The organism is Candidatus Methylopumilus rimovensis, from assembly GCF_006364615.1.
Lineage (GTDB): Bacteria > Pseudomonadota > Gammaproteobacteria > Burkholderiales > Methylophilaceae > Methylopumilus > Methylopumilus rimovensis.
The window spans coordinates 1,010,409-1,032,853 of sequence record NZ_CP040986.1 but is presented as its reverse complement, the minus strand read 5'-3'; the positions used below and the strand labels follow the sequence as shown (position 1 = coordinate 1,032,853).

At 36.9% G+C, this 22,445-nt stretch carries 24 protein-coding genes; 17 read left to right on the top strand and 7 right to left on the bottom strand.

What is annotated here, in order from left to right; all coding sequences use genetic code 11:
• Position 1: 1 nt before the first annotated feature.
• Together argJ and FIT61_RS05295 are read left to right on the top strand one after the other, a co-directional pair.
• Entirely contained in the window at positions 2-1,228 is a 1,227-nt protein-coding gene (argJ, locus tag FIT61_RS05300) for a bifunctional glutamate N-acetyltransferase/amino-acid acetyltransferase ArgJ (RefSeq protein WP_139883698.1), read from the top strand.
• 3 nt (positions 1,229-1,231) lie between these two features.
• Positions 1,232-2,164 carry a Nudix family hydrolase gene (locus FIT61_RS05295; protein ID WP_187351787.1) on the top strand — a complete coding sequence of 311 codons (933 nt, stop codon included), beginning with the start codon at positions 1,232-1,234 and terminating at the stop codon, positions 2,162-2,164.
• A gap of 2 nt (positions 2,165-2,166) precedes the next feature.
• On the opposite strand, the gene FIT61_RS05290 is transcribed toward FIT61_RS05295, so the two are convergent.
• Genes FIT61_RS05290 through coaE form a run of 4 tightly spaced genes read right to left on the bottom strand, consistent with a single transcriptional unit; the run spans position 2,167 to position 4,194 of the window.
• A complete protein-coding gene (locus FIT61_RS05290; protein WP_139883694.1) occupies positions 2,167-2,595 on the bottom strand; it encodes a copper chaperone PCu(A)C in 429 nt (142 codons plus the stop codon).
• A gap of 22 nt (positions 2,596-2,617) precedes the next feature.
• Positions 2,618-2,806 (bottom strand): DNA gyrase inhibitor YacG, encoded by a 189-nt coding sequence (locus tag FIT61_RS05285; protein ID WP_139873747.1) that lies wholly within the window; start codon positions 2,804-2,806, stop codon positions 2,618-2,620.
• A complete protein-coding gene (gene zapD, locus FIT61_RS05280; RefSeq protein ID WP_139873746.1) occupies positions 2,803-3,570 on the bottom strand; it encodes a cell division protein ZapD in 768 nt (255 codons plus the stop codon). The genes FIT61_RS05285 and zapD overlap by 4 nt, the downstream gene beginning before the upstream one ends.
• 21 nt (positions 3,571-3,591) lie before the next feature.
• On the bottom strand, positions 3,592-4,194 hold the full coding sequence (coaE, locus tag FIT61_RS05275; protein WP_139883692.1) for a dephospho-CoA kinase: 603 nt from the start codon (positions 4,192-4,194) through the stop codon (positions 3,592-3,594).
• Between the two features lie 98 nt (positions 4,195-4,292).
• Here coaE and FIT61_RS05270 point away from each other — a divergent pair, with 98 nt between their 5' ends.
• Positions 4,293-4,643: a hypothetical protein gene (locus FIT61_RS05270; protein ID WP_139883690.1), complete on the top strand. Its 351-nt coding sequence runs from the start codon at positions 4,293-4,295 to the stop codon at positions 4,641-4,643.
• On the opposite strand, the gene FIT61_RS05265 is transcribed toward FIT61_RS05270, so the two are convergent.
• Positions 4,640-5,608 (bottom strand): polyprenyl synthetase family protein, encoded by a 969-nt coding sequence (locus tag FIT61_RS05265; protein WP_139883688.1) that lies wholly within the window; start codon positions 5,606-5,608, stop codon positions 4,640-4,642. The genes FIT61_RS05270 and FIT61_RS05265 overlap by 4 nt on opposite strands.
• A gap of 165 nt (positions 5,609-5,773) precedes the next feature.
• Between FIT61_RS05265 and rplU the strand changes: the two genes are divergently transcribed.
• The 6 genes from rplU to FIT61_RS05235 all read left to right on the top strand — a co-directional run bounded on the left by rplU (position 5,774) and on the right by FIT61_RS05235 (position 10,229).
• Positions 5,774-6,088 carry a 50S ribosomal protein L21 gene (gene rplU, locus FIT61_RS05260; protein WP_139871077.1) on the top strand — a complete coding sequence of 105 codons (315 nt, stop codon included), beginning with the start codon at positions 5,774-5,776 and terminating at the stop codon, positions 6,086-6,088.
• 14 nt (positions 6,089-6,102) lie between these two features.
• Positions 6,103-6,360 (top strand): 50S ribosomal protein L27, encoded by a 258-nt coding sequence (rpmA, locus tag FIT61_RS05255; RefSeq protein WP_139867058.1) that lies wholly within the window; start codon positions 6,103-6,105, stop codon positions 6,358-6,360.
• 65 nt (positions 6,361-6,425) lie between these two features.
• Positions 6,426-7,463 (top strand): Obg family GTPase CgtA, encoded by a 1,038-nt coding sequence (gene cgtA, locus FIT61_RS05250; RefSeq protein ID WP_139883686.1) that lies wholly within the window; start codon positions 6,426-6,428, stop codon positions 7,461-7,463.
• Positions 7,441-8,559 (top strand): glutamate 5-kinase, encoded by a 1,119-nt coding sequence (gene proB / locus FIT61_RS05245; protein ID WP_139873741.1) that lies wholly within the window; start codon positions 7,441-7,443, stop codon positions 8,557-8,559. Before cgtA ends, proB begins: the two co-directional genes overlap by 23 nt.
• Positions 8,560-8,580: 21 nt before the next feature.
• Complete coding sequence (purE, locus tag FIT61_RS05240) at positions 8,581-9,081, top strand: 5-(carboxyamino)imidazole ribonucleotide mutase (RefSeq protein WP_139873740.1); 501 nt, start codon at positions 8,581-8,583, stop codon at positions 9,079-9,081.
• A gap of 32 nt (positions 9,082-9,113) precedes the next feature.
• Positions 9,114-10,229 (top strand): 5-(carboxyamino)imidazole ribonucleotide synthase, encoded by a 1,116-nt coding sequence (locus tag FIT61_RS05235; protein WP_244925230.1) that lies wholly within the window; start codon positions 9,114-9,116, stop codon positions 10,227-10,229.
• A gap of 26 nt (positions 10,230-10,255) precedes the next feature.
• On the opposite strand, the gene rpsT is transcribed toward FIT61_RS05235, so the two are convergent.
• A complete protein-coding gene (gene rpsT / locus FIT61_RS05230) occupies positions 10,256-10,519 on the bottom strand; it encodes a 30S ribosomal protein S20 (RefSeq protein ID WP_139873738.1) in 264 nt (87 codons plus the stop codon).
• A 213-nt stretch (positions 10,520-10,732) separates the two neighbouring features.
• Here rpsT and murJ point away from each other — a divergent pair, with 213 nt between their 5' ends.
• From murJ to FIT61_RS05195, 7 genes are read left to right on the top strand one after another with little or no spacing between them, the layout of a single operon-like run.
• Complete coding sequence (gene murJ, locus FIT61_RS05225) at positions 10,733-12,268, top strand: murein biosynthesis integral membrane protein MurJ (RefSeq protein WP_139883682.1); 1,536 nt, start codon at positions 10,733-10,735, stop codon at positions 12,266-12,268.
• Positions 12,269-12,277: 9 nt separating this feature from the next.
• Positions 12,278-13,174 (top strand): bifunctional riboflavin kinase/FAD synthetase, encoded by an 897-nt coding sequence (locus FIT61_RS05220; protein WP_139883680.1) that lies wholly within the window; start codon positions 12,278-12,280, stop codon positions 13,172-13,174.
• Between the two features lie 5 nt (positions 13,175-13,179).
• Positions 13,180-15,951: an isoleucine--tRNA ligase gene (gene ileS, locus FIT61_RS05215; protein ID WP_139883678.1), complete on the top strand. Its 2,772-nt coding sequence runs from the start codon at positions 13,180-13,182 to the stop codon at positions 15,949-15,951.
• A complete protein-coding gene (gene lspA / locus FIT61_RS05210) occupies positions 15,944-16,411 on the top strand; it encodes a signal peptidase II (RefSeq protein WP_139883676.1) in 468 nt (155 codons plus the stop codon). The genes ileS and lspA overlap by 8 nt, the downstream gene beginning before the upstream one ends.
• A gap of 2 nt (positions 16,412-16,413) precedes the next feature.
• A complete protein-coding gene (locus tag FIT61_RS05205) occupies positions 16,414-17,061 on the top strand; it encodes a sulfite oxidase-like oxidoreductase (protein ID WP_139883675.1) in 648 nt (215 codons plus the stop codon).
• A 2-nt stretch (positions 17,062-17,063) separates the two neighbouring features.
• Positions 17,064-18,350 carry an ATP-binding protein gene (locus tag FIT61_RS05200; protein WP_139883673.1) on the top strand — a complete coding sequence of 429 codons (1,287 nt, stop codon included), beginning with the start codon at positions 17,064-17,066 and terminating at the stop codon, positions 18,348-18,350.
• Entirely contained in the window at positions 18,347-18,877 is a 531-nt protein-coding gene (locus FIT61_RS05195; protein ID WP_139883671.1) for a response regulator transcription factor, read from the top strand. The genes FIT61_RS05200 and FIT61_RS05195 overlap by 4 nt, the downstream gene beginning before the upstream one ends.
• A gap of 5 nt (positions 18,878-18,882) precedes the next feature.
• On the opposite strand, the gene FIT61_RS05190 is transcribed toward FIT61_RS05195, so the two are convergent.
• Positions 18,883-21,003: a TonB-dependent receptor family protein gene (locus FIT61_RS05190; RefSeq protein ID WP_139883669.1), complete on the bottom strand. Its 2,121-nt coding sequence runs from the start codon at positions 21,001-21,003 to the stop codon at positions 18,883-18,885.
• A 209-nt stretch (positions 21,004-21,212) separates the two neighbouring features.
• Here FIT61_RS05190 and FIT61_RS05185 point away from each other — a divergent pair, with 209 nt between their 5' ends.
• Positions 21,213-22,409, top strand: a complete 1,197-nt coding sequence (locus FIT61_RS05185) for an exo-alpha-sialidase (RefSeq protein WP_139883668.1) — start codon at positions 21,213-21,215, stop codon at positions 22,407-22,409.
• Positions 22,410-22,445 lie beyond the last annotated feature (36 nt).

Sequence of the window (22,445 nt, the reverse complement as noted above, 5' to 3'; positions counted from 1 at the left end):
TATGCCAGTTAATCTTAAACCACTTACTATCGATTCTATTTTTCCTATTAAAGGCATATCACTAGGTATTGCTAAAGCGCATATTAAAAAACCTAATCGTAAAGACTTGTTGTTAGTGACTATTGCCGAAGGCTCAAAAGTTTCGGGCGTATTTACACAAAATGCATTTTGTGCAGCACCCGTTTTTCTTTGTAAAGAACATTTAAAAAATACATCAGGCATTCGTGCACTCGTTGTGAATACAGGTTGTGCTAATGCGGGCACAGGTGAAGATGGCATTTTAAAAGCTAAAGAAACATGTGAAGCTGTCAGCAAACTTCTATCGATTGAGCCACACCAAGTTTTACCATTTTCTACAGGCGTCATTTTGGAAAGTCTACCCATTGATAAAATCAGAAACGGATTACCTGACGCATTAAAAAATTTGGACTCATCTCATTGGATAGATGCAGCTGAAGCCATTATGACTACAGATATTGCACCAAAAGCTGCGTCGAGAAAAATAAAGATTAAAGATAAAGAAGTTGTTATTTCGGGAGTAAGTAAAGGCTCTGGCATGATTCATCCAAATATGGCTACTATGCTTTCGTTTATTGCAACTGACGCTTCTATCAATCAAATCTTGCTCGACAAACTTCTCAAAGAAGTGACAGGGGAATCATTTAATTGCATTACTGTTGATGGAGATACATCCACTAATGATTCATTTATTCTGATTGCTACAGGAAAAGCGGAACATGATGAAATTAATCAAGAAGATAAAAGCTACGAAATTCTTAGAGATGCCATCCGTGAAGTTGCTATTGAATTAGCGCAGGCTATCGTAAGAGATGGTGAAGGCGCTACGAAATTTATTACTATTCAAGTGGAATCAGGCCTTGATAATGCTGAATGCAGAAAAGTGGGATTTGCGATAGCGCACTCACCTCTCATCAAGACAGCTTTCTTTGCATCCGATCCAAATCTTGGGAGAATATTAGCTGCTATCGGTTATGCGGGTATCGAATCGCTTGATATTACAAAAATACAATTATTCCTAGGAAATGTCTTGGTAGTAGAAAAAGGTGGTCGTGCAATTTCTTACACCGAGACACAAGGTCAGGAAGTCATGAAGCATCCAGAAATTAGCATGCGAATACTTCTTAATCGAGGTAACGCAAACGCCACAATATGGACATGTGATTTTTCATATGACTATGTAAAAATCAATGCTGACTATCGTACTTAAATTGTGAATATTGTTCTCGCAGCAGCAGCCGTTATTCAAAGGCAAGATGGATTTCTTCTTATGGCTCAGAGGCCTCCTGGGCGAGGGTGGAGCGGTTGGTGGGAATTTCCAGGCGGCAAGATTGAAGAAAATGAATCACCTTTTGAAGCGCTTCAAAGAGAGCTTCAAGAAGAAATTAATATTTCTGCAAATGATGCGACATTATGGTTTGAACGTAGTTATAGCTATCCAGACAAAAAGGTTTACATTTATTTTTTTAAAGTCACGAATTGGACTGGTGAAATTAAATCATGTGAGAATCAATTATTAGAATGGCAAAATCCATCTCATGTATCGGTTGCGCCAATACTCCCAACTAACTTATTTGTTCTGAAATCTATTTTACTTCCTCCAGTTTATGCAATTACCAATATTGAAGAGTTGGGCGAGAAATTATTTTTTGAACGATTAAAAATCAAATTAGAAGAAGGTTTAAAAATGATACAGGTGAGAGAAAAAAAATTACCTTATCAGGATGTAAAAAAAATAGCTCAAAAGATTTTAGATTTAGCGAAACCTCATCAAGCAAAAGTTTTAATTAATGAGAATGAAAAGCTCGCACTAGATATTGGAGCTGACGGAGTTCATTATCCATCACATAGTTTGATTCAATTAAAAGATAGACCAGAGTTTTCAATATGTGGCGCTTCTTGTCATAACCTAGAAGAGCTTATGATTGCACAAGATTTAGAAATGTCATTTGCTGTTCTTTCTCCCGTTCAAAAAACTGAATCACATCCACTCGCTGATCCGATAGGCTGGGAAATTTTTAGTGAATACGCGAATAAGTTAGATATGCCGATATTTGCCTTAGGTGGACTTAATCAAGTGAGTCTAACCAAATCCTGGCAATGCGGTGGACATGGCGTCGCGATGCAAAGAAGTATTTGGGAATAAGGCTATTTAATCAAAGCATCGATTGATTTATCAAAAGAATGATTTGTTTTGTCTTTAAAATGTAATATCAATTTCACTTTTTGACCAGCTTTAAGAGGGCCTTTAAAATCCATAAGCATTAAATGGCTACCACCAGATTTAAATTCAAAAGTCTTGCCATGTTCAATTTTAATTTCATTTGTCATGCGCATTTTCATAATACCTTTTTCTATAATAGTATTATGCATCTCAATCGTTTTAATTCTCGAAGATGTCACCGAGGTTAGGATTAAATCCTCATGACTTAAGAGTGACATGTAAGCGACACTCATGTCATCACCTTCATCAGTAGAGCCAATCCAGGCATTTTCAATTCTAATATCTCGCGCTGCCAATATATCTGTCGAAATTAAAAGTGCAATTATAAATAGTGTAAATTTTAAGAATTTCATAGTGAGAGCCTTAAAAAAAATTTCAAGTAATATCTTCGTTTAAATTTTCGGGGTTGATTTCAACTGGAATTTTATATCCTTCATTAGCCCATTGACCCAAATCAATCATGCGACATCGTTCGGAGCAGAAAGGTCTAAAAGTATTAGATAAGCTATACTCAATACTTTCGTTGCATTGTGGACAGTTTACAAAAGTAATCTTTGTTTTCATAGCCAACAGATGCTGTATTTAAATTCAAGATTCAACTTAACAGGCTCTTTTTTTAACTCTTCATTCAGCTGATTAAAGAAAACATTGACTGTATATTTGTTTGCACTAATCTCGGGATAAATATTTAAAGTTTTTTCAAGTTCAAGTCTTATGAGGTCAAATGTTTTTAGTGGATCTATGGTTTGCTGATGCTTACCTTCTTTTGCTTTAATCGATTCTACGTGACATTGATTCCTCAGTATCAATAGAATGACAGAGGCTGCATCTTTGAAAACCATAAGAGGTTGTGCCCAAGATTTAAAATCTTCTAGTTTGGACTTTCTTGTTTTGTGAGAAGCCCAGTTACGGAAATTAGGAAAATCAACATCTAATAAACCACCTGGCGAACTGATTCTTTTTTTTACTTCTTCTAAAAATAAATTGTTATTGAAATTAAAACCAGGCTTTACATCTATATTCTCTAATTTTTTTCGAGCGACTTGTATCATTGGAATGATTTCTTTTGGATTAAGCTGATCCTCTTTTAATGCTTGATGATCTAGTAGAGCTAATTGTTTCTTTTCTTGTCTTTCAAGCTCTTGAAGAAAATCAATTTTTAAATCGGATCTGGATACAAGTTGCACTATCTCAAAGAGTGTATTGAAGCAACCAAACTCAAAATAGTCGTGTGTATTTTTTAATTGGTGTTCAAATTTTTGATAGATTTCTTCAATACGAAGGAGTCTTCGAATGCGTTCATTAAGGGGAAATTCAAATATGATCATATGGGCATTATCGGATTGATTTTATTTAACAGCAACTAAATTTAAATATTTTTGATGTAATGCCTTAATCGATTCTGTGAGCATTTCTATTGAGCCATCATTAAGAATAACATCATCACCTTTTTCGATGCGGGAACAACGATCAATTTGTTGTTCGATAATGGATTGAATAATTGATGTCTCGATACCATCTCTTTTTTTAACACGTTCAATCTGATTACTTACTTCGCAGTCAATCACAAGTGATCTTGATATGAGACTTGTATACTGGTTTGTTTCAAATAATAGAGGGATATCGATCACTACATAAGGCTCATCAGATAATGCATTTAATTTTTCTTTTACTTCCTTAAGAATTCTTGGATGAAGGATCTTTTCAAGTTTTATTTTTTGACTTTTATCTGAAAAAATAATTTCCCTTAATTTTTTTCGATCCAATCGATTATCTTTATCGAATATATCCCCAAAGACTGATTTGATTTCCTCTATAGCCTGATGGTTTGTTTCTGTAATTTCTTTTGAAATTTTATCGAGATCAATGACTTTAATATTTAAAGATTCGAATATTTTTAGCGCTTCACTTTTACCTGATCCGATGCCGCCAGTCATCCCAATAATAAACATTATTTACCTTAAAATTTTTTAAATATTATGAATAAATTTACTTGAAATTATAGAATTAATCACCATTAATTGATCATGAATGATTTAAACTATGACCTATGAGTGAATTACAAAATACACTAAACAACTTAACTTCCGCTGAAGATCAGTCCGCTTGGAGCGATTTAGTGATTTGTCGAGTAGAAGTTGATTTGCCTAATTGGCTTTCGCAGCTCGCGGGAGGAAACAATTGGCAAGTTTACTCTGAATCCGAATATGACCACTCTATTAGTTTCTTGTTGCGACAAGGCAAAAAGGAAGCTGAAGTGACTTTGTTTAACAATGGCTATGCGCAAGTGGATCTTAACGGTAAATCAATTTTTGATGGATCCATCACTTCAGGCACAAATAAATGCGCACATTTAACTTATTACCGTGCCGACAATGGCGATCCTATCGTGCTAAATTAATAATCCCTTGTTGTCACAAATTGAGTGAGCGCCAAGAGCGCATCTTTATAAACTGAAGATGTAATGTGTTGAATTAGTTTTTCGCCTTTTTCTATCTCTTCTTTTGCAAGCTCTCTTACATATTCTAATGCTTTGGTTTCTTTGACAGCATTTAAAACACTTTCTAGCTCTGTTAAGCCGCCATTTTCAATGGCCGCCCTGATAATGTTTTTTTGCTCATCACTACCTTTCTTCATGGCATATAAAAGAGGTAGTGTAGGTTTTCCTTCGGCTAAATCATCGCCTAGATTTTTCCCTATTTCTTCAGGATTGCCTGATAGATCAAGAACATCATCAATCAACTGAAAAGCAATACCCATATACTTCCCAAACTGAGCAAGAACTTTAATATCATTATCATCAGCGCCACCTATAATGGCACCGAGTTCGGCCGCAGATTCAAATAATTTAGCTGTTTTGTAGTAAACAACTTTTAAATAATCTTCATCCTCAATAGAAGCGTTATGAATATTTAGGAGTTGCAAGACCTCACCTTCTGCAATTGTGTTTGTTGTATTTGCCAAAACCTCCATAACCTTCATGTGATTAATTTTCACCATCATCTGAAATGCTCTAGAGTAGATAAAATCACCCACTAAAACGCTCGCAGCATTTCCAAAAATAGTATTCGCTGTTTTGTGGTTTCTTCGTTTTGTGGATTGGTCTACCACATCATCGTGAAGAAGGGTTGCGGTATGAATAAACTCAATGACAGCAGCCAATTCATGGTGCTCTTTTCGAACAGGTCCAAAGAGTCCGCCAACCAAGAGAAGGGTGCTGGGTCTTAAACGCTTGCCGCCACCCTGAATAATATGGCCTGCGACTTGGTTTACGAGAGGCACTTCGGAATGAAGTGAGGCGCGAATAACCTCGTTTACGGCCAGTAAATCGCTTTTAATTGGGGATAAGATGGTGCTAAGGGTCACAAAAACAAGGCTTCAAGGGTTTTAAAGGCTTATTTTAACATAGCCCTCTCCACTGCTTTTGTAGGCAAAAAACCTTCATCTTTAGCCTTGAAGAGTTTGCTTAACAAGCCTAATTTAAGTATAATTCGCGATTCTTTTAGAGTTGTTAAAGTTTGAGGTTTTATCATGTACGCAGTAATCAAAACAGGTGGTAAGCAATATCGCGTAAATCAAGGCGATAAGCTTAAGATTGAAAAAATAGCAGGCGATGTGGGCGCGAATGTCGTTCTAGATCAAATTTTGACAGTCGTTGATGGTGATAATGTGACGATAGGCTCTCCTATTGTAAGAGGCGCAAGCGTTACAGCAACCGTAGTAAGCCACGGACGCCATGATAAAGTGCGAATTTTTAAAATGCGTCGTAGAAAACACTACCGCAAATCTCAGGGCCACAGACAAAGCTTTACTGAGATTCAAATCGATAAAATATCAGCTAAATAATTTAAGGATTAATCATGGCACATAAAAAAGCAGGCGGAAGTTCAAGAAACGGTCGTGACTCCCAAGCCAAACGTTTAGGGGTAAAGGCTTTCGGTGAGCAAGTAGTTTCAGCTGGTAGCATTATTGTTCGTCAACGCGGCACTAAAATGCACCCGGGTGTGAATGTTGGTATGGGCAAAGATCATACTCTTTTTGCAAAGGCTGACGGTAAGGTAACCTTTACCATCAAAGGCGCATTAAAACGTAAAACCGTTAATATTGTTCCAGTCTAAGCGACTCTAAGATTCTTCAAAGCCCTGTCAGTTGATAGGGCTTTTTTATTTGGTAAATTGATATTATGAAATTTATAGACGAAGCAACCATTAAGATTTACGCAGGCGATGGCGGTAATGGCGTTGCAACATTTCGTCGTGAAAAATATGAGCCTATGGGAGGTCCAAGCGGAGGAGATGGCGGCCGGGGAGGCTCTGTATTTTTTGAAGCTGATCAAAATTTAAATACACTCGTCGATTATCGTTATACGCGAACTTTGAAAGCGCAAAGAGGTGAAAACGGAAGAAGTGCCGAATGTTACGGCGCTAAAGGCGATGATTTAATATTGAAAGTACCGGTAGGGACAGTCATTTCAGATAAAGCGACCGGAGAATCTTATGCTGATTTAAGTCAGCATGGGGATAGAGCGCTTCTAGCTAAAGGCGGTAAAGGTGGATTGGGCAATATTCATTTTAAGTCGAGTATTAATCGAGCGCCACGACAATGCACTAAAGGTGAACCCGGGGAAGAATTTGAACTTTACCTAGAGCTTAAAGTATTAGCTGATGTCGGCCTTTTAGGTATGCCAAATGCAGGCAAATCTACTTTTATAAGATCTGTGTCGGCCGCAAAACCAAAAGTAGCCGACTATCCCTTTACAACATTGCATCCTAATTTAGGTGTGGTAAGAGTCGGAGAGAATCAGAGTTTTGTGATTGCTGATATTCCAGGTTTGATTGAAGGCGCATCAGAAGGGGCTGGATTAGGGCATCAATTTTTAAGACATCTTGCCAGAACTACATTACTCTTACATCTGGTTGATATTGCACCCTTTGATCCTGCAATCAATCCAGTAGATGAAGCGCGAGCTATTGTGAATGAGCTTAAGAAATACGATGAGCTCTTGTACCAAAAACCACGTTGGTTAATTTTAAATAAAATTGACATGTTGGAAGACGTTGCAGAGAAAGTAAAAACATTTATAAAATCTTTTGGTTGGACGGGCCCTGTATATTCAATCTCCGCTATTAAAGGGGTTGGTTGTAAAGAGCTTACATATGACATCATGACTTTTATAGAAAAAAATAAAAAAAATCAAAATGAAATCGTTATTAACGAATAGCCAGCGCATTATTATTAAAGTGGGTTCCAGCCTGGTCACCAATCATGGTGAAGGGCTGGATCAAAAAGCTATTGCTTCGTGGGTAGAGCAGATTGCTCACCTCGTTAAATCAGGCAAAGAAATTGTTTTGGTGACGAGTGGTGCTGTAGCTGAAGGTATGCAAAGATTAGGTTGGAAAGCCAGACCTACTTTAATTAATGAATTACAAGCGGCCGCAGCTATAGGTCAAATGGGTTTGGTACAAATTTATGAAAAGAATTTTTCACAACACGAATTAAAAGCTGCACAAATTTTATTGACACATGATGATCTTGCAGATCGAAAAAGATATCTCAATGCACGTTCTACATTAAACACTCTTTTAGAGCTTAAAGTCATTCCAATTATTAATGAAAACGATACAGTCGTTACAGATGAAATTCGTTTTGGTGATAATGATACATTGGCATCATTAGTTGCTAATTTAATTGAAGCGGATCTTTTAGTTATTTTGACTGATCAGCCAGGATTATTTTCTGAGGACCCTAGAAAAAATAAAGAAGCTAAGCTTGTTCATTATGGTGTTGCAGGAGACTTGTCTCTTGAGGCTATGGCTGGAGGCGCAGGCTCTTCAATAGGCACAGGCGGTATGCTGACAAAAGTTTTGGCAGCTAAACGCGCATCTAGAAGTGGTGCTCATACTATTATTGCATCAGGTAAAGAAGAAAATGTTTTAATTCGATTAAGCCAAGGCGAGATGATAGGCACTCATTTAGAAAGTAAACAATTAAAAGTTGCAGCAAGAAAACAATGGCTCGCCGATCATTTACAATTAAGGGGTAAATTGGTATTGGATGATGGCGCTATTGAAGCGCTTAAAAAAGAAGGTAAGAGCTTACTCCCTATCGGCGTAACTAAAGTCGAAGGTGATTTCGATCGAGGCGAAGTGGTCGTTTGTGAAGATGCAGAAGGACGCGAAATTGCACGTGGACTTATTAATTACAATGCAACTGAAACAAAAAAAATTATGGGCAAGTCCACTAATGCGATAGAAAATTTATTAGGCTACATTGATCAGCCTTCATTGATTCATCGAGATAATTTAATTTTACTTTAAGACTTTTAAAGGGAGTTTTACATGGCAGAAAATAAAAAACTTGTAGCCATCATCATGGGGTCAGATAGTGATTGGCCAGTCATGAAGTTTGCAGCACAAATGCTTGCGGATTTTGAAGTGCCCTATGAAGCTCAAGTGATTTCAGCCCATAGAACTCCAGACCTCATGTTCAAATTTGCTGAACATGCTGCAAAGGAAGGTTATCAAATTATTATTGCAGGTGCTGGAGGCGCTGCACATCTTCCAGGTATGGTTGCATCTAAAACAACATTACCCGTATTAGGCGTACCTATTCCTTCCAAGCATCTTCAAGGTCAAGACTCTTTATTATCTATTGTTCAAATGCCACGAGGTATTCCTGTAGCAACTTTTGCTATTGGAGAAGCGGGTGCTGCAAACGCAGGACTTTTCGCAGTATCTATTTTGGCGCATGAAAATAAAGTGTTAGCTAAAAAGCTTGAAATTTTCAGAGAGAAGCAGGCAAAAAAAGTAATTGATATGAATCTATCGGAGAAGCCTTGAGTCAACTAGATCAACCGATTTTACCTTCAGCGATGCTTGGTATTCTTGGGGGAGGCCAACTGGGCCGCTTTTTTGTCATTGCAGCTCACGAGATGGGCTATAAAGTGACTGTTTTAGATCCTGATCCAAATAGTCCCGCAGGAGCCATCGCAGATATTCATTTATGCAAAGCTTTTGATGATTTCTCGGCATTGGAAGAGATGAGAAATACATGCCAGGCCGTGACTACGGAATTTGAAAATGTATCTGCTGATAGTATGGATTTTATATCCAAAAAAATACATGTAAGTCCGTCTGCAGAATCAGTAAGAATTGCTCAATACCGTGTTCTAGAAAAAACTTTCTTAAAAGAGTCAGGTCTTCCTGTAGGTCCTTTTGAAATTATTCGAGAAGATAAAGACATTCCTTCGGAAACCTCTTCTATTTACCCTGCGATTCTAAAAGTCGCGCGTTTTGGTTATGACGGCAAAGGTCAGGCAAGAGTCGCTTCACAAAAAGAAGCTATAGCCGCATTTCATCAATTCTCAAAACAAGAATGTGTATTAGAAAAAATGCTTCCTTTAGATATGGAAGTTTCTTTGGTTTTGGCGCGAGATCAAAAAGGCTATATCAAAACATTTAATGTTTCAGAAAACATTCATACGAATGGCATTCTCGATGTGTCTATTGTGCCAGCTCGTTCAGCAAAAGCGATTAATGATTTGGTAGATCAACTCGCAAAACGCGTAGCCGAAGCGCTTAATTATGTTGGTGTTTTAGGTGTTGAGTTTTTTATTAGTGAAGGCAAAGTTTTTGTAAATGAAATTGCTCCTAGACCCCATAATTCTGGACATTACACCATTGATGCCAATGTGACGAATCAGTTCGAACAGCAGGTAAGGGTATTAGCAGGTCTCCCGCTCGGAAGCTCACGATTTCATTCATCTGCAGTGATGGTGAATCTTTTGGGTGATGTTTGGACAAATAGCAAAACAAAAGAACCTGAATGGGATAAAGTCTTTAGAGAGCCTGGTTTAAAAATGCATCTTTATGGCAAACACGAAGCAAGGTCAGGTCGCAAAATGGGCCACTTTACAGTGCTAGATGAGAAACTAGATATAGCCTTTCAAAAGGCTATGGAAGTAAGAAAACTTTTAGGAATTGCTTAGATCAAAGAGAGAAGCTCTCTTTGATATTAAGCCATTGATTTGATTGCTGCGTTTAAGCGTTGTTTATGACGTGACGCTTTGTTCTTGTGAATAATCTTTTTGTCAGCAATACGGTCGATGACTGAAACATTTTCTTGGAAAGATGTTTTTGCAGCCGCTTTATCGCCCGATTGAATTGCTTTTAAAATCTTTTTGATTGCAGTACGCAAAGTTGAACGCAAACTTGCATTGTGGGCTCGTTGCTTCGTTGCTTGGCGGGCACGCTTTCTAGCTTGTGCGGTATTTGCCATGTTTATCCTTTAATTAATATCTTTATATTACGAAGGCGAGAATTTTAGCGATATTTGAGGTTTTATACAAGATAAAACGTTCATTTTAAGCCTAAATTTCAGTCATATTCCCTTGATATTCTAAGCTAATCAATATTTTTCTTGGAAATCTTGATAAAACGACCGCCATGCTAAAATCTTTGTAATTTAGTGATACTTAAATAGATAAAATCAATGAATCTTCTTAAAGCGCTCGCAACCGTCGGAAGTATGACTTTCGTATCAAGAATTTTAGGTTTTGTGAGAGATAGCTTAATCGCCAAAATTTTTGGTGCAGGTATGGAAACGGATGCCTTCTTTGTAGCTTTTAAAATCCCTAATTTATTAAGACGCATTTCTGCTGAAGGTGCTTTTTCTCAAGCCTTTGTACCGATTCTTGCTGAGTACAAGAATAGGCGAAGTTATGAAGCCACACACCTTTTGATTAATCATGTTTGTTCATTGTTGACTCTTTTTCTTATTGTTATTACATGTGTAGGTATTTTTGCAGCACCTTGGCTTGTCTATATTAGCGCGCCCGGTTTTATTGAGCATTCAGAAAAATTTCAGCTTACCGTTGATTTATTGAGGATTACATTCCCTTATATCTTTTTTATTTCTTTAGTGTCGATGGCGGGGGGCATTCTTAATACATTTAACAAATTTTCAGTACCGGCTTTTACACCTGTATGGCTTAATTTATCCTTTATTTTTGCGGCATTATTTTTTGCGGACTATTTTGATCGACCTATTTTAGTATTGGCTTGGGCTGTATTTGTCGGAGGCGTTCTCCAATTAGTTTTTCAGATTCCTTTTTTAAAGGAGATTGGATTTATTCCCAAATATCAGTTAGATCTTAAAGATGAAGGCGTATGGCGAATCATAAAGCTTATGGCACCTGCTATTTTTGGTGTTTCTATCGCGCAACTGTCTTTACTTATCAATACTATCTTTGCATCCTTTCTTGAGACGGGCAGTGTTTCATGGCTTTATTATGCGGATCGACTGATGGAATTTCCTGCAGGCGTTTTAGGTGTCGCGCTCGGTACAATTTTACTTCCGAGCCTTTCAAAATCATATTCAGGCAAAGACCAAAAAGAATATTCGGGCTTGCTTGATTGGGGCTTAAAATTAACATTCATTCTTGCAGCTCCAGCAGCTGTAGCACTTGCCGTGCTATCACTTCCTTTAATAACAACCTTATTTCATTACGGCGCTTTTAATAGGCACGATGTTTTAATGACACAACAAGCTACAATCGCATACAGCTTTGGATTGATGGGTCTAATTATGGTTAAGGTGTTAGCCCCTGGATTTTATGCAAGACAGAATATTAAGACCCCAGTCAAAATTGCGCTCTTCACTTTATTTTCTACACAATTGATGAATATGGCATTTATCGGCCAATTTAAACACGCAGGTTTAGCGCTTGCGATCGGTTTAGGCGCTTGTTTAAATGCAAGTCTTCTTTATTACCACTTAAGAAAAGAAAAATATTACAAGCCACATGAAGGATGGACTAAGTTTTTAATAAAGCTTTTTGTCGCATTAACCTTGATGGGATTAACTTTATTTTATTTAAAAGGAGACTCATCTCTTTGGCTTGAATATTCTATTTCAAAAAGATTAATTTATTTAGTGATGCTTATTCTTGTTGGTTCTAGTGTTTATTTTGGCGCGCTATGGGTGATGGGATTAAGACTACAATCATTCATTCGAAGAGCCATCTAATTTTTCGTAATGCAAGTCTTTAGACATTTTCCATTGAATTCGAATGCGCCTATTGGCCTTACCATTGGCAATTTTGATGGCGTTCATATAGGCCACCAAGCGCTTATCAAAAAATTAATTGCAGAATCCAGAAAAAGAAACCTCACTCCTTCAGTGATGACTTTTGAGCCGCATCCTAAGGAATTTTTTATATCTGAAAATGCACCTTCTCGGCTTACAACATTAAGAGAGAAGTTAGAGTTTTTTTTAGACTATGGCATTGAAAAAGTTTTTGTTTGTGCTTTCAATCAAAAGTTTTCAAATATTTCTAGTGAAGCGTTTATGGGTCAAATATTGAAAGAGCAATTAAAAGTTCAATTGCTGATTGTGGGCGACGATTTTCGTTTCGGATCTAAACGACAAGCAGGAATTGAAGACTTAAAAAAAAATGCATTTGAGTTATTTGAGATTCCAGAAATTGATTTGAATGGCAAAAGGGTATCAAGCACTCGCATTAGAGAAGGCCTTAAAGAGGGGCGTATTCAGGAAGTAAACCAATTCCTAGGTAGGCCTTATACAATCAGTGGAAAGGTAGTTGAGGGCGATAAGCGTGGCAGACAAATGGGTTTTCCAACTGCCAATATACATATGAAGCACCTGAGACCAGCGCTAACTGGTGTATATGCGGTAAAATTAGGAAATAGAAATGGTGTTGCTAATCTTGGAGTCAGACCTACAATGGCAGGCACCCCAAAACTGTTATTAGAAGTTCATCTACTTAATTTTAATGAAGACATTTATGGCCAGCATGTTCAAGTGACTTTTTTAGAAAAAATTAGAGACGAAATGAAATTTGAAAATATTGATGCACTGATCGAACAAATTAAAAAAGACGTAGCTCACGCAACACGTTATTTTGAAAAATAGAACATATGACCGAAGAAAATAAATACCAATTAAATTTACCAGACACGCCATTTCCTATGCGAGGTGATCTTGCTAAACGAGAACCTGTTTGGGTTAAGCGTTGGCAGGAATTTAAGCTTTATCAAAAAATAAGAAAAAAAAGAAATGGCGCTAAGAAATTCATTCTGCATGACGGCCCCCCTTATGCGAATGGTGATATTCATATCGGCCATGCTGTAAATAAAATCTTAAAAGATATTATTGTTAAATCGAAAACATTATCTGGATTTGATGCGCCTTATATTCCGGGATGGGATTGCCACGGCCTTCCAATTGAACTTGTTGTTGAAAAACTTCATGGTAAAAATATTGACCCTAAAAAATTTAGAGAGTTATGTCGAGAATATGCAGCATCACAGGTTGAAAAACAAAAAAATGATTTCATACGTTTAGGTGTATTGGGAGATTGGGATAGACCATATCTCACCATGAATTTTGAAACCGAAGCTGATATTATGAGAGCGCTCGGGCACATTTACCAAAATGGCTACCTCTACCAAGGAAGTAAGCCAGTGCATTGGTGTGTTGATTGTGGTTCGGCATTAGCTGAGGCAGAAGTTGAATATGAAGATAAAACTTCTCCAACAATTGATGTCGGCTTTAAAGTTACAGATAGCGAAACTTTAAAAAATATATTTAATATTAAAGAAATAAAAGACACGTTTGCAGTCATATGGACAACCACACCTTGGACACTTCCGGCGAATCAGGCGGTATGCGTTCATCCAGATTTGAATTATGGTTTGTATAGTACTGAAAAATGCAATCTCATACTTGCTGAAGATTTAGCTGAAAAAAATATTGCACATTATGGTTTTGAGTCTTTTAAGAAATTAGCTTCTTGTAAAGGCCAGTCTTTAGAACACCTTAAGCTTAATCATCCATTTTATAAAAAGGATGTACCTGTCATATGTGGCGATCATGTCACTCTAGATGCTGGAACCGGCCTCGTGCATACAGCTCCCGCGCACGGCTTAGAAGATTATGCGGTAGGTATGCGATATAAATTGCCTGTAGATAATCCTGTGAATGAAGAAGGTAAGTTTTATTCTTTTGTAGAGCAATTTGCAGGTGAAAGTATCTGGGAAGCCAATAAAAAAATTATCGAAACATTAAGTGCAAATCAATGTTTATTTGCTTCAAAAAAATTATCACATAGTTACCCCCATTGCTGGCGCCATAAAACCCCAGTGATTTTTAGAGCAACACGCCAATGGTTTATCGGCATGAATCAGGAAAATAATAAAAAAACATTGCGTGATAAAGCAAACGATGCCGTCAGCCATACAACATTTTATCCTGAATGGGGTAAAGCTCGCTTGGAGGCTATGATTAAGAACCGCCCTGACTGGTGTGTTTCACGTCAAAGAAACTGGGGCGTTCCTATGCCTTTCTTTGTTCATAAGGAAACTTACGAGTTACATCCGCGAACAAATGAATTAACGGAGCTCGTTGCTAAAGAAGTTGAGAAGTCAGGTATTGAGGCTTGGTTTAACTTAGACGCAAAGACTTTACTTGGCGAAAATGCTGATCAATATAAAAAAATAAGTGACACATTAGATGTTTGGTTTGATTCCGGAACAACACATGCATCTGTATTAAAAAAACGTGAAGACTTAGCTTATCCAGCTGATCTTTATCTGGAAGGCTCAGATCAGCATCGGGGTTGGTTTCAATCGAGCTTACTTACAGGTTGCGCAATTGATGGAAGAGCGCCTTATGAATCTCTATTAACGCACGGCTTCGTCGTTGATGGAAGTGGACATAAGATGAGCAAATCAAAGGGTAATGTTATAGCACCTCAAAAAGTTATGGATCAATATGGTGCTGATATTTTAAGATTCTGGGTAGCTTCCACTGATTACTCTGGCGAACTGACTATTTCAGACGAAATTTTAAAGCGCGTTGCAGAAGGTTATAGACGCATTCGAAATACCTTACGGTTTTTATTGGCCAACCTTGGTGATTTTGATGCCAAAAAAGATTTGCTTCCAGTCAAACAGTGGTTATCAATCGATCGCTATGCATTGCATTTAACGCATCAACTTCAAGATCATATTAAACAAGATTATGCGTCCTACGAATTTCATTTAGGGATGCAAAAATTTGTAAGTTTTTGTTCTGAAGACTTAGGTGGATTCTATCTTGATATTTTAAAAGATCGACTTTATACATCAAATGAAAATTCAAAAGGAAGACGCGCTGCACAAAGTGCAATCTTTCATATTTCGCATGCCCTAATGAGATTGATGGCGCCTGTTTTAAGTTTCACCGCAGATGAAATTTGGCAGATTCTTATGCCACAAAGTGATGAATTAGTATTTATGGATACATGGTATGACATTCCAGCTCATGAGTTGAATACTAGAGAGTTATTAGCATGGGAACATATTATTCATGTGCGTGCGATCGCCAATAAAAAAATTGAAGAATTACGTGAAAAAGGTTTGGTCGGTTCTTCACTTCAAGCTGAGATTGATATTTACGCATCAGGTGACATTTATCAATCCTTGTCATTGCTTCACGAAGATCTTAAGTTTGCCATGATTACATCGCATGCAAAGCTTCATGAAAGACAGGGTGATTTACATATCGATGTTCGCGCAAGTATTCATAAGAAATGTGATCGATGTTGGCATTATCAAGAAGAAGTTGGATCACATCATGAACATCCAACTATTTGTAATCGATGCATTAGTAATCTTTTTGAAAAAGGCGAAGTAAGATCTCATGCTTAAGTATATTGTGATTGCATTCTTGATTGTTATTTTGGATCTCATATCCAAACAATGGATATTTAATCACCTAGATTTTGGAAGCGCTTTAGTAATAACTCCATTTTTTAATATTGTGCATTTTCAAAATACGGGAGCCGCTTTTAGTTTTTTAAGTGAAGCTTCTGGCTGGCAGAGATATTTCTTTATCGTCATTTCATTGATCGCAATTGTTATCATAATTCGATTAATGCGTGAGCGATTAAAACAGCCATTATTATGCCTAGCACTCGCTTTTATACTTGGTGGAGCCATAGGTAATTTGTGTGACAGAAGCTATTATGGCTTTGTGATCGATTTCATTTATGTTCACTATGAAGCTTATTACTGGCCAGCATTTAATGTGGCAGATAGCTTTATTTCAATAGGCGTCTCTTTAATTCTTTATGATGCATTTAAAAACAAAAAACCTTTATTGAGCTAATCATGCCTGACTGGAAAAAACTTATAGAAGGTAAAATCGCTCTCGCCAAAAAAGGCTTAAAACGAAACGAACCCAATCAAAATGATCGTATTCCCGCAGGGCAAACTCTCACCACTAAATTTCCCATACTTGATTTAGGAATCAGACCTGACATAGATGAAAGTAATTGGAAATTAAAAGTGTTTGGTCTTGTTGAAAAAGAAATTGATTTGGACTGGATGTCTTTATTGAAACTCCCTCAAACAAAAGATATTTCAGATTTTCACTGCGTGACACGCTGGTCCATGTTGGATGTGCCGTGGGAGGGTGTTTTAGCTAGGGACATTTTAAGTTTGGCTAAGCCATTAGATAAGGCTAATTTTGTGACGCTTCATAGTTATGACGATTACACAACTAATATCCCATTAGAAGTTATGTTAGATGATGATGTGATTGTTGCGCACCATGTTTTTAATAAGCCGTTAGAAAATGAACATGGCGGCCCAGTGAGATTAGTCGTGCCTAAACGTTATGCATGGAAAAGTGCAAAGTGGCTAAAAGCCATTGAATTGCACGCTGAAGATAGGCCGGGTTTTTGGGAGGTACGCGGATATCATAATGACGCTGATCCATGGCTTGAAGAGCGTTTTTCTTCTGACGATATGATTTAAATATGAAATTCTCGAGTCAAAATAAACTCACGACAACACGTGGTGCTTTATTTGAGAATTTAAAGCGTATCTTTTTATTAAGAATAGTCATTATTGTTTTTCTTATTCTGTCTCTTGTCGCACTTCGATATCTAAATATTCCGCTGCCTCTTCATTCGATTGCGCTCGCTCTTTTTTTAATGACTCTATTAAATGGATGGACCTATTTAAAACTTAAGCGGGGCAAAACGCTCTCAGATAAAACGATTTTGTCCCAACTTATTTTGGATGTATGCGTTTTAACTTTTATGTTCTATTTTATTGGGGGTTATGGCAATCCATTTATATGGATGTATCTTATTCCCATCACGATTGGGGCCGTGTCTCTAAAGAAATCTTATCTATGGTTTTTGACTAGCATCTCTTTTATAAGCTATACCGCACTTATTTTCTTTAATCGCCCTATTTCTCATTTACATATGCATGAGTTTGAATTCAAATATGACATTCATTCGCTTGGTATGTGGTTGGGATTTATAGTTTCAGCTGCCGTCATTACTATATTTGTGAGTCGTATTGGACAAAATCTTCGTGATCAAGATAGATTCATCGCGAATGCTAGAGAAAAAGTATTAGAGAGTGAGCGTATGCTAGCACTGGGCGCTGTTTCAACGAGCACCGCGCATGAATTAGGAACGCCTTTATCTACGATGGCGGTTATTACCAAAGATTTCGAGCATTTCTTGGCTAAGGATAAAAAAGCTTTAAAAAAACTATCTATCCTTACAAGTCAGATTAAACGTTGCAAAGAAATTTTAGCAACATTATCTTCAGCATCCCAAGATATTCATCAAAAAAAGATGACCAAGGTAACCGTTAATCAATTTATCTCAGAAATAGTTGATCGTTGGCGTGATACAAGGCTATCCACTCAATTAAGCTTCAAGAAAACATACCTGAATAAAAACTTGAAAATTAATTACGACCGAGCGCTTAGCCAAGCCATTCAAAATTTACTGGATAATGCTGCTGATGCGTCCGAAGATAAAGTTGATTTTTCAATTAAAACAGATAGGCGATACTTATCTTTAATCATTCGAGATTACGGAAATGGAAATGCGGCACATCTAAATCAAAGTATGTATCAGCCACAAAGTTCTTCCAAGGGCCTGGGACTAGGTGTTTATTTAAGCAAAACTATTTTTGATTTGTATGAAGGTTCTTTTGAATTTAATGCACATCCAAATCAAGGTATGATAGCAACAGTTAAAATTCCCATCGAGCGTTTAATGGATGCAAAAAAATCATGAATGCTATCCAAGAAATTTTATTAGTTGATGATGATGCGACCTTTAGGGGCGTGTTAGCGGACTCATTAAAAGCAAGAAATATTATAGTTTATGAGGCTGAAAATTTATCTTCGGCCATTAATGTAAGTAACAAAAAATTAATTAATTACGCTATCGTCGATTTAAAGATGCCTGGCGACTCAGGCTTGGTTTTAATTAAGGAGTTAAGGGCTTTAAACTCAGAAATGAATATTGTGATGCTCACGGGTTTTGCAAGTATTGCAACTGCTGTAGAGGCCGTAAAATTAGGCGCTAATCAGTATTTGGCAAAGCCTGTGAATGCTGAAGAAATATTAGAGGCTTTTAGAAAATTAGATGGTAATGAAGATCATGATATTCACTCGACACCTCTTACGGTTGATAAACTTGAATGGGAACATATCAATCGAATTTTAAATGAGAATAGCGGTAACATTTCTGCAACTGCCAGGGCTTTAAATATGCACCGCAGAACACTTCAAAGAAAGCTTCATAAAAAAATCAATTAAGGAAACTAGAATTTAGCCTCAATGCCCATGTATGCTGATCGTCCATCACCTGGGTAGTATGCTCTGCCACCATTTCCTGCATAATTACTATTAATATTAGTGGTTGCAGCATATTTTTTATCTGCGATGTTTCTTACATCCAAAAACCATGACCAAGTTTTATTAATATTTTGTCCAGCCTTAAATCCAAAAATAGTAAATGGGTCGTTGTATAAAGAGTTCGTATTGTCCATTGGCGCTCTTGAAGCATATTCAATTTTAGGTCCTGCATAGAAGTTAGGATATGAATTTCTGTCCTCAGATCCTGAGTGATATAACATTTCTGCTCTTAGCAATACAGGCGCGAAACCAGGCATTTTATTATTACGATAAATTTCGTTGTCATCAAATTTAAAATCACTATAAAGCAAAGCCGTCTTTACTTCTAAATGATTATTAAGAAAAGCCTGCCCCCCAAATTCTATGCCTTGATGAATTGTATTAGGAACGTTAATAGTTTGCGCGCCAGTTTCACAGTTAGGATTAGTTAGACACATTGTTTGAAATTCATTTTTTAAATTGGCCCTAAATAATGTTAAATCCCACTTTATCTTTTGCGCTATATCACCCCACTGGGCTTGACCACGGGATCCAATTTCGTAGGTTACTCCCGATTGAGCACTTCTTGCTGTAGTTGTATTGCCAGCCGTTGCTATTATAGGAGCCTCAAAATTTCTACTAATACTCCCAAATATTTGATTGTCATTAGAGATATTGTAAATTAAGCCAACTCTTGGACTCCATTGATTGTAGAGTCGATTAAAATTAGTAGCTCCTGGAACTATGTCCGAAACTTTCCTTCTAGCACTGTCATATTGGAGGGCTGCAACTAATAAAGTTTTGCTGGTTAGGTTATATTTATCTTCTATCAAGAAACTATGGTTCGTAGATGTTTGTGTGTAATCGGATGTCGCAGCCCCTGAACTATTACCCATATTATCTGTGGGCTTTGATGTTCCATCTGTGGTGCCATAACTGGGCAAATAGGCTAAGGTTAGTTTATTTTTATCTGTGACATTCGTAAACTTAAGATGACCACCATATGTTTGAGCATGTTGCTCTACTATGGTACCTATAGGGTGCCATAATTCTAGATTCATTGCATAAAGTGCAAATTCATAAGTATTATTTCCATTAATATAAGTTGTTTTATTTGAAATACGCTGTGAATCAATATCTCTTCTATAATTGTTTTTATTGCGCCAAGGTTGCACACCTGCTACTGTTGATCCTACTGTTGATCCTGTTGTAGTAAATGAACTTGCCTGGCTAGGATCGCTCTCTAGTTCATCTTTTGTTAAGTAACCAGGCAATTGAGTTCTGCTTCTTACAGCGCTAAGATAAAATCGTGTCTCTAAATCGTTTGAAATTTTAATACCAACATTACCAATAATTTTTTGATTCTCCATTTCAGCATGATCTCTAAATCCATTCTGAAAGGTTGTGCTTCCAGCTAAATAATAATCATAAAGATTACCACCGTCTTTAAAGTCTGAATATCCTGCAGTGCTCGAAAATATTTTCCTGTAAGCGAAACTACCAGCTTCAGCTCTGATTTTTGTCCCTGGGTTATTTAATCCGGTAGGCGTTACAAAGTTAATTGATCCTCCCAGAGTGGTTGCGCCGTAGATTGAAGCGTTTGGCCCTCTTAATACCTCTACATAACTTGAGGCATTGGGGTCAACTGTTTGCATATCAAAAAATCCATCAGCATAATTTATAGGTACGCCATCTTGCAGTATTTTGATGCCAAAGCTATGAAAAGTCCGGCTGAGTGCTGATCCACGAATCGAAACTCTTGCCTCTTCAGATCCAAAACGATCTTGAATATAAACTCCTGGTGTATAGCCTAAGCTATCTTGCCAGGTTGATTGCCTTCCTTTGCGAACATCTTCCAGATCTGTAATAGATGCTCCACCAGGAATGGTTTTTATAAGCGCTCGTGCATCTTTAATGTTTAGCTGAGTTGAGGATTTATTTGCTAATTCATTAATCTCGATAATTGGCGTAGTATTTTCTCCAGCTATTGCTATTGATAAGTGAGAAATGAAGAATAAGGCGAATAATTTATTTATAGGTTTTTTCATTGTAATTTATAGCTTAAGTATAATTTGAACCCGAATGCTAACTTATTAAAGTTATTTAAAAAAGTGACAAATTGTCGCATCTTGGTATCGATACATTGATTAGATATTTATGAAATAATAGAGAAATAATTTTAGCTCAATAGAATTCAAAAAATATAAAAACATTTAATAAACAAGCTTGCGTTTCGCATGCTTACATAAAAAAAGCTATGTTTAAATTAAATCCGATTGTTAAGTTTTTTAAAAAAATAATATTTTTATTAGTAATTATTTTATGTGAGGTAAGTATTGCTCATGAAGGCCATAGCCATGGACCCTCTGTTGCAACTTCTGTCTCATTTGACGAATTGGGGACTTTATGGCGAGTTAGGGAGCAGCAAGGCTTTATTATTGTTGACTCATCGAATGATCAGGGGATGAATTTTTCAAAAACAATAAATGTAAATACTGAATTACAGAAGATAGCTACATCTGGAGATGCGAAGCCTAAAATTTCCATTGGACCAGAAGGAAATATTTATGTCACATGGACCCAGAAACTTTCAAAACCCTATACAGGTTATGTATGGTTTGCTAGATCAAAAAATCATGGCAAAACTTTTGAATTGCCTCAGATTGTTCATCAAGATAAGTCAGAAATAACACATAGTCTTGATGCTATCAATGTAAATAAAGACGGACGAATTTTTGTAGCATGGGTAGATAAGCGCGATTTAGAAAAAGCCAAACTTCAAAATAAAGAAAAAGAATATAAAGGAGCAGCCTTGTATTATGCTGTTTCAGAAAATTTTGGCGAATCATTTAAAATTGAGAAAAAAATTGTTGATAGCAGTTGTGAATGTTGCAGAATTGCTCTTACAAATGACAAGAGTGGAAACATTATTGCTATGTGGCGGCAGCTTTATGATGGAGGCATTAGAGATCATGCAGTAGCTAAGATTGATATTAACGATAATGTCGTTATTAATAGAGCCACTTTCGGTGGTTGGAAAATTGATGCATGCCCCCATCACGGCCCAGTAATAACAAAAGGAGGGGACTGGGGATATCACATGGCTTGGTTTGATGGAGGAGAGAAAGCAGGTTTATTTTATGGGCGAATCGATGGCGATGCTTGGGTAAGTTCACCCGCTAAGAGGTTTGGAAATATAAATTTTCAGCCAAGCCACCCGTCACTGATAAGTATCAATGAAAAAGTTTATTTGGCTTGGAAAGAGATTAATGAATTTGGTAGCTATATTGTTTTATCTGTGTCAGAAGATGGCGGGAAAAATTGGCTAGAATCTAAGGTAATTAAAAAAACTGATGGCGTTTCAGACTACCCAGAGCTTATTCAATTTAATAATAAAGCCTTTCTTTCTTGGAACACCATCAAAGATGGCTATCAATTAATATCTCTAGAATAGGCTATATGAAATTAAAGATTCTTTTAATATTTTTGT

Excerpts from the sequence above, each read along its gene's own strand:
- argJ (WP_139883698.1), top strand. The coding sequence starts at position 2 with ATGCCAGTTAATCTTAAACCACTTACTATCGATTCTATTTTTCCTATT.
- FIT61_RS05290 (WP_139883694.1), bottom strand. The coding sequence starts at position 2,595 with ATGAAATTCTTAAAATTTACACTATTTATAATTGCACTTTTAATTTCG.
- FIT61_RS05285 (WP_139873747.1), bottom strand. The coding sequence starts at position 2,806 with ATGAAAACAAAGATTACTTTTGTAAACTGTCCACAATGCAACGAAAGT.
- zapD (WP_139873746.1), bottom strand. The coding sequence starts at position 3,570 with ATGATCATATTTGAATTTCCCCTTAATGAACGCATTCGAAGACTCCTT.
- coaE (WP_139883692.1), bottom strand. The coding sequence starts at position 4,194 with ATGTTTATTATTGGGATGACTGGCGGCATCGGATCAGGTAAAAGTGAA.
- FIT61_RS05270 (WP_139883690.1), top strand. The coding sequence starts at position 4,293 with ATGAGTGAATTACAAAATACACTAAACAACTTAACTTCCGCTGAAGAT.
- rplU (WP_139871077.1), top strand. The coding sequence starts at position 5,774 with ATGTACGCAGTAATCAAAACAGGTGGTAAGCAATATCGCGTAAATCAA.
- rpmA (WP_139867058.1), top strand. The coding sequence starts at position 6,103 with ATGGCACATAAAAAAGCAGGCGGAAGTTCAAGAAACGGTCGTGACTCC.
- cgtA (WP_139883686.1), top strand. The coding sequence starts at position 6,426 with ATGAAATTTATAGACGAAGCAACCATTAAGATTTACGCAGGCGATGGC.
- proB (WP_139873741.1), top strand. The coding sequence starts at position 7,441 with ATGAAATCGTTATTAACGAATAGCCAGCGCATTATTATTAAAGTGGGT.
- purE (WP_139873740.1), top strand. The coding sequence starts at position 8,581 with ATGGCAGAAAATAAAAAACTTGTAGCCATCATCATGGGGTCAGATAGT.
- FIT61_RS05235 (WP_244925230.1), top strand. The coding sequence starts at position 9,114 with ATGCTTGGTATTCTTGGGGGAGGCCAACTGGGCCGCTTTTTTGTCATT.
- rpsT (WP_139873738.1), bottom strand. The coding sequence starts at position 10,519 with ATGGCAAATACCGCACAAGCTAGAAAGCGTGCCCGCCAAGCAACGAAG.
- murJ (WP_139883682.1), top strand. The coding sequence starts at position 10,733 with ATGAATCTTCTTAAAGCGCTCGCAACCGTCGGAAGTATGACTTTCGTA.
- FIT61_RS05220 (WP_139883680.1), top strand. The coding sequence starts at position 12,278 with ATGCAAGTCTTTAGACATTTTCCATTGAATTCGAATGCGCCTATTGGC.
- ileS (WP_139883678.1), top strand. The coding sequence starts at position 13,180 with ATGACCGAAGAAAATAAATACCAATTAAATTTACCAGACACGCCATTT.
- lspA (WP_139883676.1), top strand. The coding sequence starts at position 15,944 with ATGCTTAAGTATATTGTGATTGCATTCTTGATTGTTATTTTGGATCTC.
- FIT61_RS05205 (WP_139883675.1), top strand. The coding sequence starts at position 16,414 with ATGCCTGACTGGAAAAAACTTATAGAAGGTAAAATCGCTCTCGCCAAA.
- FIT61_RS05200 (WP_139883673.1), top strand. The coding sequence starts at position 17,064 with ATGAAATTCTCGAGTCAAAATAAACTCACGACAACACGTGGTGCTTTA.
- FIT61_RS05195 (WP_139883671.1), top strand. The coding sequence starts at position 18,347 with ATGAATGCTATCCAAGAAATTTTATTAGTTGATGATGATGCGACCTTT.
- FIT61_RS05190 (WP_139883669.1), bottom strand. The coding sequence starts at position 21,003 with ATGAAAAAACCTATAAATAAATTATTCGCCTTATTCTTCATTTCTCAC.
- FIT61_RS05185 (WP_139883668.1), top strand. The coding sequence starts at position 21,213 with ATGTTTAAATTAAATCCGATTGTTAAGTTTTTTAAAAAAATAATATTT.